Annotated in this window: 11 protein-coding genes; all 11 read right to left on the bottom strand. The window is 38.1% G+C overall.

What is annotated here, in order from left to right; all coding sequences use genetic code 11:
- Window positions 1-12: 12 nt before the first annotated feature.
- Window positions 13-1212 (bottom strand): pyridoxal phosphate-dependent aminotransferase, encoded by a 1200-nt coding sequence (locus IGK86_RS05015; protein WP_016617544.1) that lies wholly within the window; start codon window positions 1210-1212, stop codon window positions 13-15.
- A gap of 38 nt (window positions 1213-1250) precedes the next feature.
- Window positions 1251-1769 (bottom strand): cell wall elongation regulator TseB-like domain-containing protein, encoded by a 519-nt coding sequence (locus tag IGK86_RS05010; protein ID WP_002382785.1) that lies wholly within the window; start codon window positions 1767-1769, stop codon window positions 1251-1253.
- A gap of 75 nt (window positions 1770-1844) precedes the next feature.
- Entirely contained in the window at window positions 1845-4634 is a 2790-nt protein-coding gene (locus IGK86_RS05005; RefSeq protein ID WP_016617543.1) for an ATP-dependent DNA helicase DinG, read from the bottom strand.
- Window positions 4635-4814: 180 nt separating this feature from the next.
- Window positions 4815-6191, bottom strand: coding sequence for a hypothetical protein (locus IGK86_RS05000; RefSeq protein ID WP_438742110.1), 1377 nt, complete (start codon window positions 6189-6191; stop codon window positions 4815-4817).
- Window positions 6192-6408: 217 nt separating this feature from the next.
- Entirely contained in the window at window positions 6409-7866 is a 1458-nt protein-coding gene (locus tag IGK86_RS04995) for an amino acid permease (RefSeq protein WP_002356790.1), read from the bottom strand.
- Between the two features lie 210 nt (window positions 7867-8076).
- A complete protein-coding gene (locus tag IGK86_RS04990; RefSeq protein ID WP_002381593.1) occupies window positions 8077-12432 on the bottom strand; it encodes a PolC-type DNA polymerase III in 4356 nt (1451 codons plus the stop codon).
- 240 nt (window positions 12433-12672) lie between these two features.
- A complete protein-coding gene (locus tag IGK86_RS04985; protein ID WP_016617542.1) occupies window positions 12673-13008 on the bottom strand; it encodes a hypothetical protein in 336 nt (111 codons plus the stop codon).
- 3 nt (window positions 13009-13011) lie between these two features.
- A complete protein-coding gene (locus IGK86_RS04980; RefSeq protein WP_016617541.1) occupies window positions 13012-13302 on the bottom strand; it encodes a hypothetical protein in 291 nt (96 codons plus the stop codon).
- Between the two features lie 13 nt (window positions 13303-13315).
- Window positions 13316-14629, bottom strand: a complete 1314-nt coding sequence (locus IGK86_RS04975; protein ID WP_085406371.1) for a hypothetical protein — start codon at window positions 14627-14629, stop codon at window positions 13316-13318.
- A gap of 13 nt (window positions 14630-14642) precedes the next feature.
- Entirely contained in the window at window positions 14643-15179 is a 537-nt protein-coding gene (locus IGK86_RS04970) for a hypothetical protein (RefSeq protein WP_085406372.1), read from the bottom strand.
- A gap of 58 nt (window positions 15180-15237) precedes the next feature.
- Window positions 15238-15558, bottom strand: a complete 321-nt coding sequence (locus IGK86_RS04965; protein WP_438742108.1) for a hypothetical protein — start codon at window positions 15556-15558, stop codon at window positions 15238-15240.
- Between the last annotated feature and the right edge of the window lie 4 nt (window positions 15559-15562).

Here is a 15562-nt window from a genome sequence, read left to right as displayed (position 1 = left end):
TAGTTTATTCTTTTAGGCGTTGTGCTGAATTCGTTTCTTTTCTATAAAGTCGTTCATTCGCTCAATCGCTTTTTCTAACGTCATTAAATCTGTCGCATAGCTCATCCGCACATGTTCTGGTGCACCAAAGCCTTCTCCTGTTACCAGAGCAACATGCGCTTCTTGTAATAAATCTTCCACCCAATTAGTCACGTTATCATACCCACAAATTTCTAACGTTTTTTTGACATTCGGGAATAGATAAAATGCGCCTTCAGGTTTTATTAGCGAAACACCTGGCAAAGCTGCTACTTTTGGATAGATATGATTCAGGCGTTTTTCAAAGGCCTGACGCATGTCTTCAACTGTCGACTGTTCACCTGTTAAAGCCTCAATTGCCGCATATTGGCTAACCGCGACTGGATTACTGGTGGATTGTGAAGCGAGTTGTGTCATTGCTTGAATAATTTTTTCATCACCGATTGCAAAACCAATGCGCCAGCCTGTCATTGCATATGTTTTGGAAACACCATTAATAATGATTGTCTGTTGACGAATTGCTTCTGAGATGGTTGCAATTGGTGTGAACCGATGTCCATTGTACACCAAACGACCATAAATATCATCTGCAATAATGAGGATATTATGAGCAACTGCCCATTCACCAATTTGGCGTAATTCTTCTTCCGTATAAATAACACCAGTTGGGTTAGATGGTGAATTTAAAATGATTGCTTTTGTTTTGTCCGTTCGTACAGCTTCTAATTGTGCGACTGACACTTTAAATGATTGCTCTTGCGTGCTTGATACAAATACTGGCTTGCCTTCTGCTAACTTGACTTGTTCACCATAACTTACCCAATAAGGGACAGGGATAATCACTTCGTCCCCAACGTTCAAAATGGCTTGAAATAATAGATACAGCGCATATTTGGCACCATCTGTCACAATAACTTGCTTGGGTTGATAACGAAGTTGATATTCTCGTTCCACATAAGAGACAATTGCTTGCTTTAATTCAGGAATGCCGCCAGAAGGTGTGTAATAACTTGCTCTTCCATCCTCAATTGAAGCAATTGCTGCTTTTTGAATATTTTTCGGGGTTACAAAATCTGGTTCCCCAACCGTTAAGCTTAAAACATCTACACCTTTTGCTTTTAATGCTTTCGCTTTGGCGGCAGCTGCTAATGTAACAGAAGGAGTCAATTGCTGTGCTCGATTTGATACGTTCATACACCTTTCACTCCCACTTTCATCAAAACCTATCTAAATTAAATATCTTTGACAACGTTGATCTCTTCGCCTTTATCAAAGCTCATAAGATAATATGTTAGTACTCCTTGATCATTTTCGGTGACCACTTCCCATGCAGGGCGCTTATCATAAAGCCCTAACGTAGCTTTCATCACCGATTCATCGGGATGGGCTTTAGCAACAATGTCTGTTATTTGTTGTTCAGTTTGACCATCTTTTTGATTTAAGACCGTGACTTTTTCTCCCGATTTAGGGACAATCACGACAATCTCTGTGCCTTTATCATTTTTGCCGGTTAAAGTAAAATACGTATTTTTGCGTGTAAACCAGTAAAATTTATCAACTGTTTCTAAATTAGCAGAAGTTTTGGCAATTGCGGTTGCTTCTTTTTTGGCTTGAGCCATTGGTTGATTGGTTCGTACAAAAAAGATAATTATTGTTACAAGAATTGCTAAAAGGATTGCCAATAGGGTTAAAAGGACAGTAATCCGTTTCTTCTCTTTCTTTTCTTCTAATTCCTCCAAAAAGCCTTCCATCCTCTCTAAACTTACTGGGTCTTATTATAGCAGAAAAATAGCGGCCTTTCACAAATATGACCTAAAAATAATCGATTATTTGTTTAAAAATTCCTTTAATTCTTCTAAAATTTCAGGCATGGGCGCTTCTTTTACTGAGAGTCCCTTGGGAAACGCTTTGATTAATCGTTTGCCATATTTTGCAGTGACTAAACGACGATCCAGAATCAGCAATGCCCCTCTGTCTTCTTCAGAACGGATTAAACGGCCCAGTGCTTGTCGCAAACGTAAGGCTGCTTTCGGTACCGCTTCTTGAGCAAATGGTTGTATCCCTTCTGCTTCTAAATACGCATATTTTGCTTGCACAAGTGGTCGTTTCGGGTTTTCAAAAGGTAAACGCGTGACTATCAATAACTGTAAAGCTGTTCCTGGTAAGTCCACACCTTCCCAAAAGCTATCGGCTCCTAGCAAGACATTTGGTTTTCCATTAGAGAACCGTTTAAGAATTTTTTCACGACTGCCGCTAATCCCTTGGGCGAGGACCTCTTGTCCTTTTTCCAATAACCTTGGCTGGACTTGATGATACACGGTGGACAATAATTCATGCGAAGTAAAAAGAACCAACATCGAACGTTCCTCTTGCGCCATCAATTTTTCAATGGTATCTGAAATGTATTGACCCATTTCATAGGAAGAGGCATTTTGAATGGCTACTGCTTCTTCCGGTACATAGACTCGCGCATTTTCTGCATAGTTATATGGCGTTGGCAGGGTTTTGAACGTCACCTCTGTTAAACCTAACCGTTGCGGTAAATACTTTTTATTGTTGCCAAACTTCAATGTGCCGCTTGTATAAATAATTCGTTCATACCGCGGATACCACTTTGTTTCGGGAAGCAAACTAGCTTCTAAGTCATGAATTTCAATCAAGCCATGGTCTTCATTTTGTGGTAAATATTCTTTTACCCAACGTGGACGCCAATCATCAAGATAAATGGTAAAACAGTGGTGAATACGTTCAATTTCATCAAAAAATTGAAACAAGCGAACAAAAACGATGCGATCAGCCAAACTAAAGGTTTCCAACTGACTCATAATTGTTTGCTGTAACTTACTTTGAATAGTTAACAACTCCTGCAGTAAAAGCTGGAGCGTTTGACTATGTTTTTCTCCCGCAGCAGATAAATAATCAATACGTTCTTTGGTTAAAAGCAACTCCTGATGGTCTATTCGCTTCTGCGTTTTACTAAATAAACGATGCAATTCAAAAAGAAAATCTTGCCATTCATCCACAAAATCCAGTAAACCTTGCTGATAAATTTTTACAAACCGCTGCTCTTCAGAAAACTGTTGAAAAATTTGCTGTAAAGCAACAAAAAGTTGTTCTTTTTCAATAAAATGCGTGACTTGTTTTTTTAGTATCACACTGTTTACTCGTTCGCTTGCCATCCGACTAGCGATGTCTGGTAAATGATGTGCTTCATCAATAATTAGCCACGGACTTTCAGGTAATAACGGTTGTTTTCTTAGCGACTCTTGCGCCAAAAATGCATGATTAACAATCAACACGTTACTTTGAGCGACTTTTTTATACAGATGTCTTAAAAAGTCAACTTCATAAAGTTCATCTTTTTTTGAAAGAAAATCCAATCCGCGATGTGTAACTTCTTTCCAGAATAAATGATTTAAATTCGTCAATTGTAGTTCATCTAAATCGCCCGTTTCTGTTTCTAGCAACCAGACGAGAACGCCCATTTGATAAAGAGCGTATTGTTTTTGCGGAGTGGGCTGATTCAACGTTGCCTTAAAGCGTTGTAAATCAAGATAGTGTCGATGGCTTTTAATAACAATGCCTCGTAATTTTCCTTGGCAGATTTTATTGGCTAATGGTAAATCTTTTTCCACTAATTGATTTTGTAAAACAATCGAAACTGTTGAAATGATGACTGGTTTTTCTGGCGTTGCTAAATAGCTCATCGGCAACAGATAGCCTAATGTTTTTCCCGTTCCAGTCGCTGCTTCAATAAATAAATCTTTTGTCGTTCCTTCTGTAAAATGATCATAGACTAAATTCATCATCCGACTCTGTTCCGCACGATAAGCGAAACGTTCGCCAAACAGTTTTTCTTTGGCTTTTTTAGTTTTGGGATACGTGCTAGTCTGATAGAACGTTTCTTCAAAAAGAGGAACTTCTTTTTTGCGTAAAGCAATGCCACTGACCACTTGATAAGCTGGATTTAATGGTGTGACTTGTTTTTTCATTTGTTCATACGTTTGTTGAATAAAAGTACTGGTTTCCCGCGCTGTCTGTTGACTTAATTCCGCAATTTTTTCCATAGTGACTAATGGTAAAGATTTCATTTTTTCTTGAATTAATAACAAAAGTTCGGCTGTAACCTGCGCATCACTATCTGCTTGATGGGGATTCTCATGAGACAAACCTAAGCTTTCCGACAAATCACTTAAACGGAAACTTTTTTCTGTCGGTAAAAAAATCTGTGCCAATTCCACTGTATCAATGGCTGGAATGGTAAGTGGCGGCGTGCCACACCGTACCAGTTCACGAGCTAAAAAATTATAATCAAAGTGGACGTTATGCGCCACAAAAATAGTATCTTCCAGATAATGATAAATTGTATGTGCTACATCTTCAAAATAAGGCGCTTTTTGAACTTGCGTATTACTAATCCCAGTTAAACTTTGAATTTGTTTTGGTACTACTTGATTGGGATTCACATCTGTCGCAAAGTTCGCAATAATCTTTCCATCTTGAACGAGAACGCATCCAAACTGAATGATCCGATCACTTGTAGGATCTGTTCCAGTCGTTTCAAGGTCAACTACTGCATACACTTGTTTGTCTTTCAATGACTTCACGCCTTTCATTCATCTTTGAAAATTATACTACAATTTATAGGATTTTCACTAGTATTTCAAAAATTCTCTTGAAATCTTTTCCAGAGATAATAAGAAAGAGCCTGAAACAAAAATCCAAAGTGATTTTTGTTTCAGGCTTAAAAGCTGATAAACTGAACGGTTTTGTCTTACCTTCTCCTAAATAAGCGATTAATAACAGTCAAGGATTTTCTGCATATACTGGTTTAATTGCCCATAGCCTTCCAATTCTCTGATTACTGGTAGCGGACAACGAACCTTTTTATTAAATAGTGTCCGCTTTTCAACATATTCTGTAACTTCGTCTAAAAATTTATCTAATCCTTTTTCTAATTTCATACAACTTAACTGATTGCAAATTCGCACGTCTCCTGCCTTTTTCTTTTGAACTTGTTTAAATGATTGTGAGAATGCTTTTGCTTCAAACATTTGTGCTTCTAACTGTCTTTTTTCAATCGTTATTTTCGGTACTGCTTGATTTCCATCAGTATCCTCTAACTGGCGACTCATAAAGCGACGATAAATTTCCTCTTCTAATTCGTCCAATTGTCGTTGAAAGTCCGCAGGAATTGTCCGACTTGATGAATTTTCTTTCTCACTTTCCATAGAGACAGCTTCTTTTTCTGGCTTCTGCTCCTCTTCTTTTTCGGCAGACTTATCCACTGAATTTAGCGAGCTTTTTTCTGTTTCTTGTGGAAAAGTAAATAAAGGTTTTGCCGCAGTGCTCTGCTGGTTTTCTTGTTTTTTTTCTAGCTGCGCTTCTTTAATTGGCGCTGGTTCAGATAACACTGGTTCTTTCGCTGGTTCTTCAAGCACTAGTTTGTTAACGGGAAGCACTGCTTCACTTGTTGCTACAGTTGTTTCACCTTCTTGATTTTCCAGATTATCAGGCGAGAGATTGACGTCTGGTTGTTCCGGATTAGTATCCTCTGATACTTTTAGCGATGCCTGTTCTGCGGCTATCACAGGAGAAGCTCTTTTCAAATGGATCGTTTTTATTTGTCTAGAAATGACGGGATTTCTCGTTTGCTTAACGGCTTCATTCAAGGAGGCTAAATTTTCTTTTAAAAGTGTCAACATTTCACGTAAGACAGCAATTTCACCAGCTAATTCCGTTAATTGATTTTCTTGCGGCACTACTTGTACATTGGTTTCATTCATACGGACTGTTTTTTTATTTTTAGTTGTCGGTATTTCATACATCCATTGTTTCAGTGCGAATCGTAAGTCACGAGTGCTCGGCTCAAAGCTTCCAAAATAAACAGTGTAGTACATTAACTCCGTTTCAACATAGACATAAATCTTTTTAACAATTAACTCTTCAAACTGTTCTGATTCATCCCAACTTTCACATAAAGCCTCAAAAAATTGTTCCCCTTCTGCTAAATTTTGGTACTCTTTCGCTAAATAAAGCTTGCGAATTAAGTAAAAATTATACGGTGTTTCAACATTATCCGCATAAATTTCTCGTCCTAAAAAATCTGGATTCGTTTCTTTACAAAGAAAGACCGTTTTCTCTTCTGGTTGTGTTTCAAGTGTTTTAGTCATGAGGTTCACTTCCTTTTTCTCCGTTAATAACCATTTTTAATGATAGATACCTTTAGTATACAGGAGAAATTCTTCTGATTTTCTCATATTTTTAAGAGACAATAGAAATTTTAGAGAAAAATCGACAGAAAAAAACGTGAGACAAACAGTCCTATTGACCATTTATCTCACGCAAAATACTTAAACTGACTATTTTATCCTTGGGACATGTAACCAATTATTCTGCTGAATCAATTGGCAAAATCGTGTCTTTTTTCTCGCGACGTGCAATTGCTGGTAAAATCATTCCTAATAGAATTAAGACGATTGGTGTCACAATGTTAGAAGCTAATTGGAACAACCAGCCTTGAGGGTCTGAGGCATACTCAAATTTAGGCACCATTCCTAGGATACAAGCAAAGGCTGTAAATAGGAAACACCAGAGACCAAACACAAAACCAATTTTAGGATTTTTAACAAATTTATATTCTGAATTAAATTGTTTGTATGCTTTGTTTAGAAGCATATAGGCAAAGAAGACCCACAAGTAACGCATTGGCATAACTACAGAATTTAAGTTAGTTAGCCATTTAACCACTTCGTTCATGTCCTTCAACCCAAACATTGGTAAAGCGATAATAATACTTACTAAAATACCTGTTAATAAGTAACCATTAATTAACGTACCTTTTTTCGTACGTTTACGTAACCAACTTGGAACAAATTCTGGATCTGCTTCAGCTAAAAGAATTTTCAGTGGAGCATCAATTGAAAAGGCTAACGCAGCCACTTGACCCACTGTATTCGTCAAAGCATAAACAATCATTAAGAGATTACCGACACCATAATATGCGCCTAATTTTTGGAAGGCACTGTAGGCACCATTTGCCATTAAATCTTTAGGAATATTGTCACTTGAGAATAACATGCCCATTGCAAATGAACCTAAAACAGCCGATAAACCAACCATTGCTGCTAGGAAAATCATTCCTTTAGGGAACTCTTTGGCTGGATTTTTAGTTGCATTTACGTAAGGAGAAATTTTTTCAGCGCCACCTACCGCAAAAACTAACATTGATACGGTTGTAAAATAACTAAAGTCAAATTTAGGAATGTAAGTGCTGACTTGTGACATGTTTGGCGTCGCAAATTCAACCGTTGAATTAATAAATGGTGCGCCTACCGCTAATAAAATGAATAAAATAGACATCACAAACATGGCGGTTCCAGCTAAACCACCAATAACTTTTAAGGTGGTTAACCCTTTTGTTGATAATAACAAGAAAACCAAGAAAATTATTAATGAAATAAATGATACCGTTACGATTGGCATCGTATTGACTAAGTTTCCATTCCCTTGAACTGCCCAACCTAAGGCAATTAAAATTGCTTGTGGTTTTTGTGCCAAGTAAGGAATGTGCACTACCCAATAAGTCCATGCTGCATAATAGGCTAGACGTTTAGTACTGGTATTTTGCACCCACGAACTAACCCCACCATTACTGTCTTTAAATGTTGAACCTAACTGTCCTACGATTAACGCATAGGGAATAAAATATAAAACTAAAATCAAAAGCCATGAAGTGACCACTGAAATCCCTTGTTGTGCATAATTATTCACAACATTTCCAAGACCCCAGACCATGTTAAAGGCAATTAACCCGACGGTGAACCATCGTAATTGCTTTTTGTCCATATAACCAATTCCTTTCTTATTAAAAAAATAAAGCTCTTCATTTATCATAAGCATTTTACTTTTTATGCACAAGCTCAACATAATTAAATAAAGATGGCTTTTTAATAAGTAATTAAAACGCTTCTAGCAATGATTTTCTAATTTATTTGATGACTAAAAAAGGCCGGTGAATAAGTTGCTTCACCGGCCTTTTTCTAAGAGATTTTTCTTTTATAACATATCAAATAATGATAATTGGTTTTCATCTGGCAAGTCTTTTAAGACACCATTTTCATTCATGTATTCAATTAACGTTTTAGAAACTTTGCCTCGTGTTGCCAAATCTTCTTTCGACAAGAACGGTTGCTCTTCTCGCGCAGCGACAATGGCTTTCGCTACGTTGAGTCCTAAACTTGGCACTGCTCGGAAAGGTGCAATCAAGGTATCCCCTTCAATCACAAAATTTTCAGCGTCCGATTTGTACAAATCAATCATGCCAAATTTATAGCCCCGTTCCAGCATTTCATTACATAATTCTAAAACCGTTAATAAGTTCTTCTCTTTAGTGGAGGCGTCCATCCCTTTGTCCGTAATTTCTTTCATTCGTGCTTTCACAGCTTCTTTCCCTTGTGACATTGCCACTAAGTCGAAGTCATCCGCCCGAACGGAGAAAAATGCACAGTAATATAAGATTGGGAAATAAACTTTAAAGTAAGCGACCCGCAACGCCATTAATACGTATGCTGCCGCATGGGCTTTCGGGAACATATATTTAATTTTAGAACAAGAATCAATATACCAGTCAGGGACGTTGTTTTCCTTCATCGCATTTAAATACGTATCCCGTAGTTCATCAGGAATCTTATTCCATTGTCCTTTACGTACCGTTTCCATAATCTTAAAGGCCATCCCACTGTCCAAACCAGCATGAATTAAATATACCATGATATCATCCCGACAACCAATTACTTCAGCAAGATTGGCTTCGCCACGGCGAATCAATTCTTCTGCATTCCCTAGCCACACATCGGTTCCGTGAGACAGTCCAGAAATTTGAAGTAATTCTGCAAAAGTTGATGGATGGGTCTGTTCTAACATACCTCGAACGAAACGTGTCCCAAATTCAGGAATTCCTAAAGTTCCTGTTTTAGAATAAATTTGCTCTGCATCCACACCTAGAACATCAGGTCCTTCAAAAATACGCATCACTTCTGGATCGTCTGTTGGGATGGTTTTTGGCTCAATCCCAGATAAATCTTGTAACATCCGAATCACGGTTGGATCATCATGTCCCAGAATATCAAGTTTTAAAATATTATCGTGAATGGAATGGAAATCAAAGTGCGTCGTTTTCCATTCTGCCTCTTGATCATCAGCAGGGTATTGAATTGGCGTAAAGTCATAAACATCCATGTAATCAGGAATTACAATAATACCGCCGGGATGCTGCCCAGTCGTCCGTTTAACCCCTGTTGAACCTTTGGCTAAGCGATCAATTTCAGCACCACGCAAATGTAAATTATGATCTCTTTCATATCCTTTAACAAAGCCATACGCTGTTTTGTCGGCTACTGTACCAATGGTTCCTGCCCGGTAGACATATTCTTCACCAAAAAGAACTTTCGTGTAGTTATGGGCTTCGGCTTGATAATCGCCAGAAAAGTTCAAATCGATATCGGGAACTTTGTCGCCATGGAACCCTAAGAACGTTTCAAAGGGAATGTCGTGGCCATCTTTAAACAATCGAGCGCCACATTTTGGACAGGCTTTTTCAGGCATATCAAACCCTGAACCATAGGAACCATCTTCATAGAACTCAGAATATTGACACTCAGGACAATAATAATGTGGCGCTAAAGGATTTACTTCAGTAATCCCTGTCATTGTCGCAACAAAACTCGAACCGACAGAGCCCCGTGAACCAACTAAATAGCCGTCTTCATTACTTTTATGCACCAGTTTTTGAGAAATTAAATAAATGACCGAGAAACCATTCCCGTTAATCGAATTCAGTTCCTTTTCTAACCGTTTTTCGACAATTTCTGGTAAAGGATCGCCATACAATTCGCGCGCACGATTGTAGCTTAAATCAGTGATTTCTTGTTCAGACCCAGGAATTTTTGGCGTATACAAATCGTCTTTTACTGGAATAACTTCTTCACATAAATCAGCGACTTTGTTGGGATTTTCTACCACAATTCGCTTAGCGACGTCTTGTCCTAAAAATTGGAATTCCGTTAACATTTCATCGGTGGTTCGGAAATGAACCTTTGGTAAACTATGGCGATTTAACGGATTAGCGCCACCCATAGACCCGACTAAAATTTTCCGATAGATGGCATCTTCTTCATTTAAATAATGAACATTTCCAGTGGCGACAACCAGCTTGCCAAGTTCGTCACCGATTTTCACTAGATTACTAATAATTTCTTCCAAATCTGCTTCATTTTTCACCAATTCTTGTTCAATTAATGGCGCGTAAACTGGTTTGGGCATAACTTCAATATAATCGTAGAATTTGGCACGATTTTTTGCTTCTTCGACACCTTTTTGCATCATTGCTTCAAAAATTTCGCCGTTTGAACATGCGGAACCGATTAAAAGCCCTTCTCTTAACTTCGATAATTGCGAACGAGGAATCCGTGGTACTCGGAAAAAATAATCTACATTGGACATCGAAATCAATTTAAAAAGATTTTTTAATCCTGCTTGAGTTGTTGCTAAAATCGTTGCATGGAAAGGTCGAGCTCGTTTGTATGAGTCTCCTTCGCCAATATGACGATTCAAATCATCATGGAAATGCATATCATGATTCTCTTTCGCTTCTTTTAAGAAAATCCAGCACAAATGACCCGTTGATTCCGAGTCATAGATGGCGCGGTGATGTTGTTCTAAGTTGACGCCAAATTTTTTCGATAAGGTATTTAGACGATGGCTTTTGAAATGTGGATACAAGAATCTGGATAATTCTAATGTATCGATGACGGGATTAGCCGCTTCAGGTATTCCATGTTTGCCATAACTTGTATTTAAGAACCCCATATCAAAAGAAGCGTTGTGGGCCACTAAAATAGTTCCTTCTGAAAACTCTTTAAACATGCGTAAAACTTCTTCTTCGGATTTTGAACCGCGCACCATTTCATCTGTAATCCCAGTTAAATTGATTGTCGTTTGAGATAATGGATGGCCAGGATCAATAAACTGCTCAAAAGTCTCAATGACATTTCCTTTGTGCATTTTGACTGCGGCCAATTCAATAATTGTATCATAAACAGCGGAAAGCCCCGTTGTTTCCACGTCAAAGACCACATAGGTAGCATCTGTTAATTCAATATGTTCTTCGTTGTAAGCAATGGGTACACCATCATCAACAATATTAGCTTCCACGCCGTATAAAATTTTAACGCCTGCTTTTTTACCTGCAGCATGGGCATCAGGAAACGCTTGGGCGCCGCCATGATCCGTAATTGCGATGGCCTTGTGCCCCCATTTCCCCGCTTGCGCCACCAAGTCACCTACTTTATTGGTCGCATCCATTGTACTCATGTTACTATGCATGTGTAATTCTACACGTTTTTCACCTTCTGGCGCGTAGTCTTTTCTTGGCGCATGGGCGACTTCCATCAAATCTTGGGCATTCATGACTAAATCACGCATGAAGGTATCTTCTTGTACACTACCACGAACACGAATCCAACTTTGCGGTTGAATCGCATCAAAAACTTGTTCATCTTTTTCCCCATTCGAAAATTTCTTCACCACGAAAGAGGAAGTATAATCAGTTATTTTCAAAATTAAAATTTTTCGTTTAGAACGCAATTCACGCACTTCTTTATCAAAAATAAAGCCTTCAATCGTTATCCGACGTTCTTCTTCCAGTATATTTCCCATTGGCATAATGGGTTCATCATTGGGAATATTCCGCCCTAAACGAATTGGACCATCAAACGCAGGCGCTTGTTGTTGTTTTTCTTTTTTCATTTGTTCATGTTTAACAAGCGATTCAGCAGCTTGTTGTTGAAAGGCTGCGGCTTGTTCTAATTTTTGCTCTTCAAACTTTTTCAGCACTTCTGCAGCTTGCTGTTGATCCATTTTTGGTTCAATATGAAATTTAGGAAACCCGTAAGAGAAATAAAGTTCCTCAATAATTGGTAAATATTGTTGCTTCAAATAAGGAATAACTGCTTCATTGTCAACAGGTAAGATAATTTTCCGATCTTCGAATTGTGGTGTCTGTGTTTTTAAGACTTTCTGAACTAACGGTGTATTGCATTGACTATTTAACAAGGCCAACTGCCAATAATCCGTTAATTGTTCCTCTGTAAATGTTGTCTGATTTGTGGTTATTTGAACGGAAACCTGCGCAATTTGTTGAAAAGCTAGTTCCAATTGTTGCATAAATGTTTGATATAGCATCACTGGCATCAATTCATCAAAACTTAAATGAAATTCCCATAAGCGACTTTGTTGGTGAACAATGACCTTGTCAATCCGGCCATTTTGAATTAAGGGATGTTCTTTCGCTGTGTCATCTAACTGAATTTGCGTCATCAGTTTATCAAATAAATCGCGTGCTTTTTCTGTCACAAAATGAACCTCCTTCTATCATTGAAAAAAGGCCCTCAGACAAATCTGTCAAGTGCCTTTTTTCGGTTTCTCTGCATTCGCTTCTCTATTAAGTATACTCGTTTTTTGTAAAAAAACAATCTTGTTCCGTCACTGGCTTGCTAAAAATTAGAGAACAAGAGTAATGTACTCGTGAAGAATCCCATTATTTGTATGAACATATTGAAAAAAACATCCTTTAACTCCGTATTTACCAATCCCTTACAAATCCATTCTTGCCATTTCTTCCAATTTCTCACTCTCTTTTCGATAATTTTTTCGCATGGTTTGTTCTGTTTCTTCTAGGATTGAAACAAACCGATTTTCTGTTCGTTTCACTTCATCTAAACTGGTGGCTATTTGATGATGAAACATTCGTTTGTCCCAAGTATCATTTCTAGTAAAATAAGCCACCTTGTCTACTAGTTGGTTCGTTTGTTGTCTAAATCGCTGGATTTCAGCGGAAACATGTTGCTGTTGTTGATTGATTCTGCGCTTTTCTTGATAATAGTTGTCTTCAATCATCTGGTAACTGCGGCGTTTTTCTTCCGGTGTCATCTCTTAACCTCCTTTTGCTGGTGTTTTTAAATTTGCGTCAGGAATCGTTTTCAAATAATGGCTCGCTGCGTCCGCCACTTGCCCTTGGAACGCACCTTTTAAGGAAGTAGGCAACGTAGTTTTTGATTGTTTGCTCATCAATTCTGAAAGTTTCTTGATTGTATGTGTGGAGGTTTGTTTGATGGTTGTGATTCTGGTTTGTTTTGCTGTAATCACAGCTTGAATGGCTTGGCGTTCTTGTATCTTTTGTACGCGTTCTAATTCCAATTGAAGTTCTCTTTCCAGTTCATCCATGTGCGACATCCTTTCATTTCTGTGCAAATAACTGATTCCCTGCTTGGCGATCGTATTCTTGAATATTTTTAGCCGCAGTTGTTAACTTTTCACTAAATGTCATCAGTTTTTGATTATATTGTTTCACTTGTTTCCGATTGTGACTGGCCTGTGCCTCGTCCCACAAACGACTTTTTTCATAGGGTGCAATCATTGCTTGGACCTCAGAATAAGACAAATATTGTCTTATTTCATTGGCACTTGTTAAAATTTCCTTGGAAATTTCTGCTAACGCTTGTTCTGTGTCTTGCTGGCTTTGTTTCAACAATTTCTCCGCTTCTTCACCGATTGTCCTAGCCTGATTAGCTACCTGTAATGCCAAGTCTGCTCGTAACTTGATTTTTTGACCGCCAGAAGCACTGGCAATTTTTGTATGTAAAGAACGAATAGCTTTATCAGTACCAGATTTTAATTTTTCCAAATTCACATTCGTTTGCGCAAATTCGCCATAGAGTTCTAAGTACTCCTGCACTCGTTTTTTCGCTTCGGCTTCATTATTTGTGGTGGGATCCCAGTCGCCATTTTTCTTTGCCCAGACTTTCGCTGCTAACTTGACTTGCTCCAAAGTCATATTCGGTGCGAAAATGCCATCTTTGGCTAAACGATCCAAATCCAAGTCGTCCCCGTCAAAATAGTTGGCTAAAGTATTATGTTCACCAACCCCTGAAATCGAAGAAATCGTGCCATATTTACTATCACGTCCTGACAGTGCTGCCCATGAATCATTTTGGTAGCGAATCAAAAATTCTGGATTTTCTTGTAACCACTGTTTTTCACTCGTCGTTAAACGTTCAAATTGATTGCGGCCCCAATCATCAAAACTGGTGGTACGAAAGCCCATTTCTTGCCCGTATTTCCCTGCCATTTTCATCATGTAGCCACCTGATTGACTAAAGCCTGCAACATCGGTAATTGTGCCGTTTTGCGAGGCGATTTTTTGCTGCGTTTGTTTTAAAAATTTTTCAGCTTCCTGATATTCTTCAGAAAGTCCACCTACAAAAGCTGTTCCAGCTGTTTCAAAGCCTTTTTTACCTTCATCCCCAAAGGAATTGGTACCAGCGTACACGACAGCGACGTTGTTATAGTCAGGTTTGCCTTGGTCATCTAAAGGGGCGATGGCCATGGCGTTTAGTTGGCTGGATTGGGTGCTGGCGGCTTTGTGGATGATTTTGAATTCTTTTGACTCTCCTTGACTTTCAAAATCAACAGTATCACTATCTGTTTGAACCTTCCTTTTAGTCATATCAATTGCTTTCGCTAGTTCTTCGGTTGTAATTTCTTTAGTCAAATTTCCTCTCCTCCTAATATGTTAATTCATGAATCTCTAAGTTATAAACTACTTTTGCATTTGGGCTTCCTTTAGTAGATTTTCTAAATTTTTCAAAACTCTTTTTTTCATCATTGCTCAATTTATATGTCGCATTTTTTAGTCCAACACTAATAGTAACATCCGTATTTTGGGGATTTAATGTATCTGATAGAACATATTTTTTCATCTCATCATTGTATACGCCCTTTTCACTTAAACGAAAATCTGGCATAAAATATTTATCCTCTGAAACATACACTTTCACGTCACTATCCACATAATTCCCTAACAACGATGTCCCATATCCCTTTGCATTCCGCCATTCCACGCCAACGCCTTGCCACTCAATCTTCTCAATACCTTCATAGTTTTCTACTAAATAGTTCGATACATATTTTTGAATTAAATCGATTCCTTGTTGGTAATCTTTTTCTATTGCTTTTTTATCCATGTGTTGTTTCCCTCCGATTCCTAAAATAATTAACACGATAGTAGCTAAACCAATTAGCCACCATTTTCCCTTTTTCACTAGCTTCCCTCCTTTCTTTTTATGTACAATCATGTTTTAAAACTCTATGTTAAGATATTCAGGCTTCCTGATATTCAGCAGAAAGTCCACCTGCAAAAGCCGTACCAGCTGTCTCGAAGCCTTTTTTACCTTCATCGCCAAAAGAGTTGGTACCAGCGTACACGACAGCGACGTTGTTATAGTCAGGTTTACCTTGGTCATCTAAAGGGGCGATGGCATTTAGTTGGCTGGATTTGGTGCTGGCGGCTTTGTTTATAAGGTAATAATCTTCCTCTAGCCCTTGAATAGATATTTTATTTCCATTTTCTCTATTTTTAACGATTTTTTTTGCTGAATCTATTGATTTTGCTAAAACTTCAGTAGTCATTTCATCACTCACTAAA

The organism is Enterococcus sp. DIV1206, from assembly GCF_051712485.1.
In the GTDB taxonomy this organism is placed as follows: Bacteria; Bacillota; Bacilli; order Lactobacillales; family Enterococcaceae; genus Enterococcus; species Enterococcus faecalis.
Note: the sequence above shows the minus strand (reverse complement) of the source record. Positions and strands in the feature narration are given on the sequence as shown.

Excerpts from the sequence above, each read along its gene's own strand:
- IGK86_RS04995 (WP_002356790.1), bottom strand. The coding sequence starts at position 7,866 with ATGGACAAAAAGCAATTACGATGGTTCACCGTCGGGTTAATTGCCTTT.
- IGK86_RS04980 (WP_016617541.1), bottom strand. The coding sequence starts at position 13,302 with ATGGATGAACTGGAAAGAGAACTTCAATTGGAATTAGAACGCGTACAA.
- IGK86_RS05005 (WP_016617543.1), bottom strand. The coding sequence starts at position 4,634 with ATGAAAGGCGTGAAGTCATTGAAAGACAAACAAGTGTATGCAGTAGTT.
- IGK86_RS04985 (WP_016617542.1), bottom strand. The coding sequence starts at position 13,008 with ATGACACCGGAAGAAAAACGCCGCAGTTACCAGATGATTGAAGACAAC.
- IGK86_RS05015 (WP_016617544.1), bottom strand. The coding sequence starts at position 1,212 with ATGAACGTATCAAATCGAGCACAGCAATTGACTCCTTCTGTTACATTA.
- IGK86_RS05010 (WP_002382785.1), bottom strand. The coding sequence starts at position 1,769 with ATGGAAGGCTTTTTGGAGGAATTAGAAGAAAAGAAAGAGAAGAAACGG.
- IGK86_RS05000 (WP_438742110.1), bottom strand. The coding sequence starts at position 6,191 with ATGACTAAAACACTTGAAACACAACCAGAAGAGAAAACGGTCTTTCTT.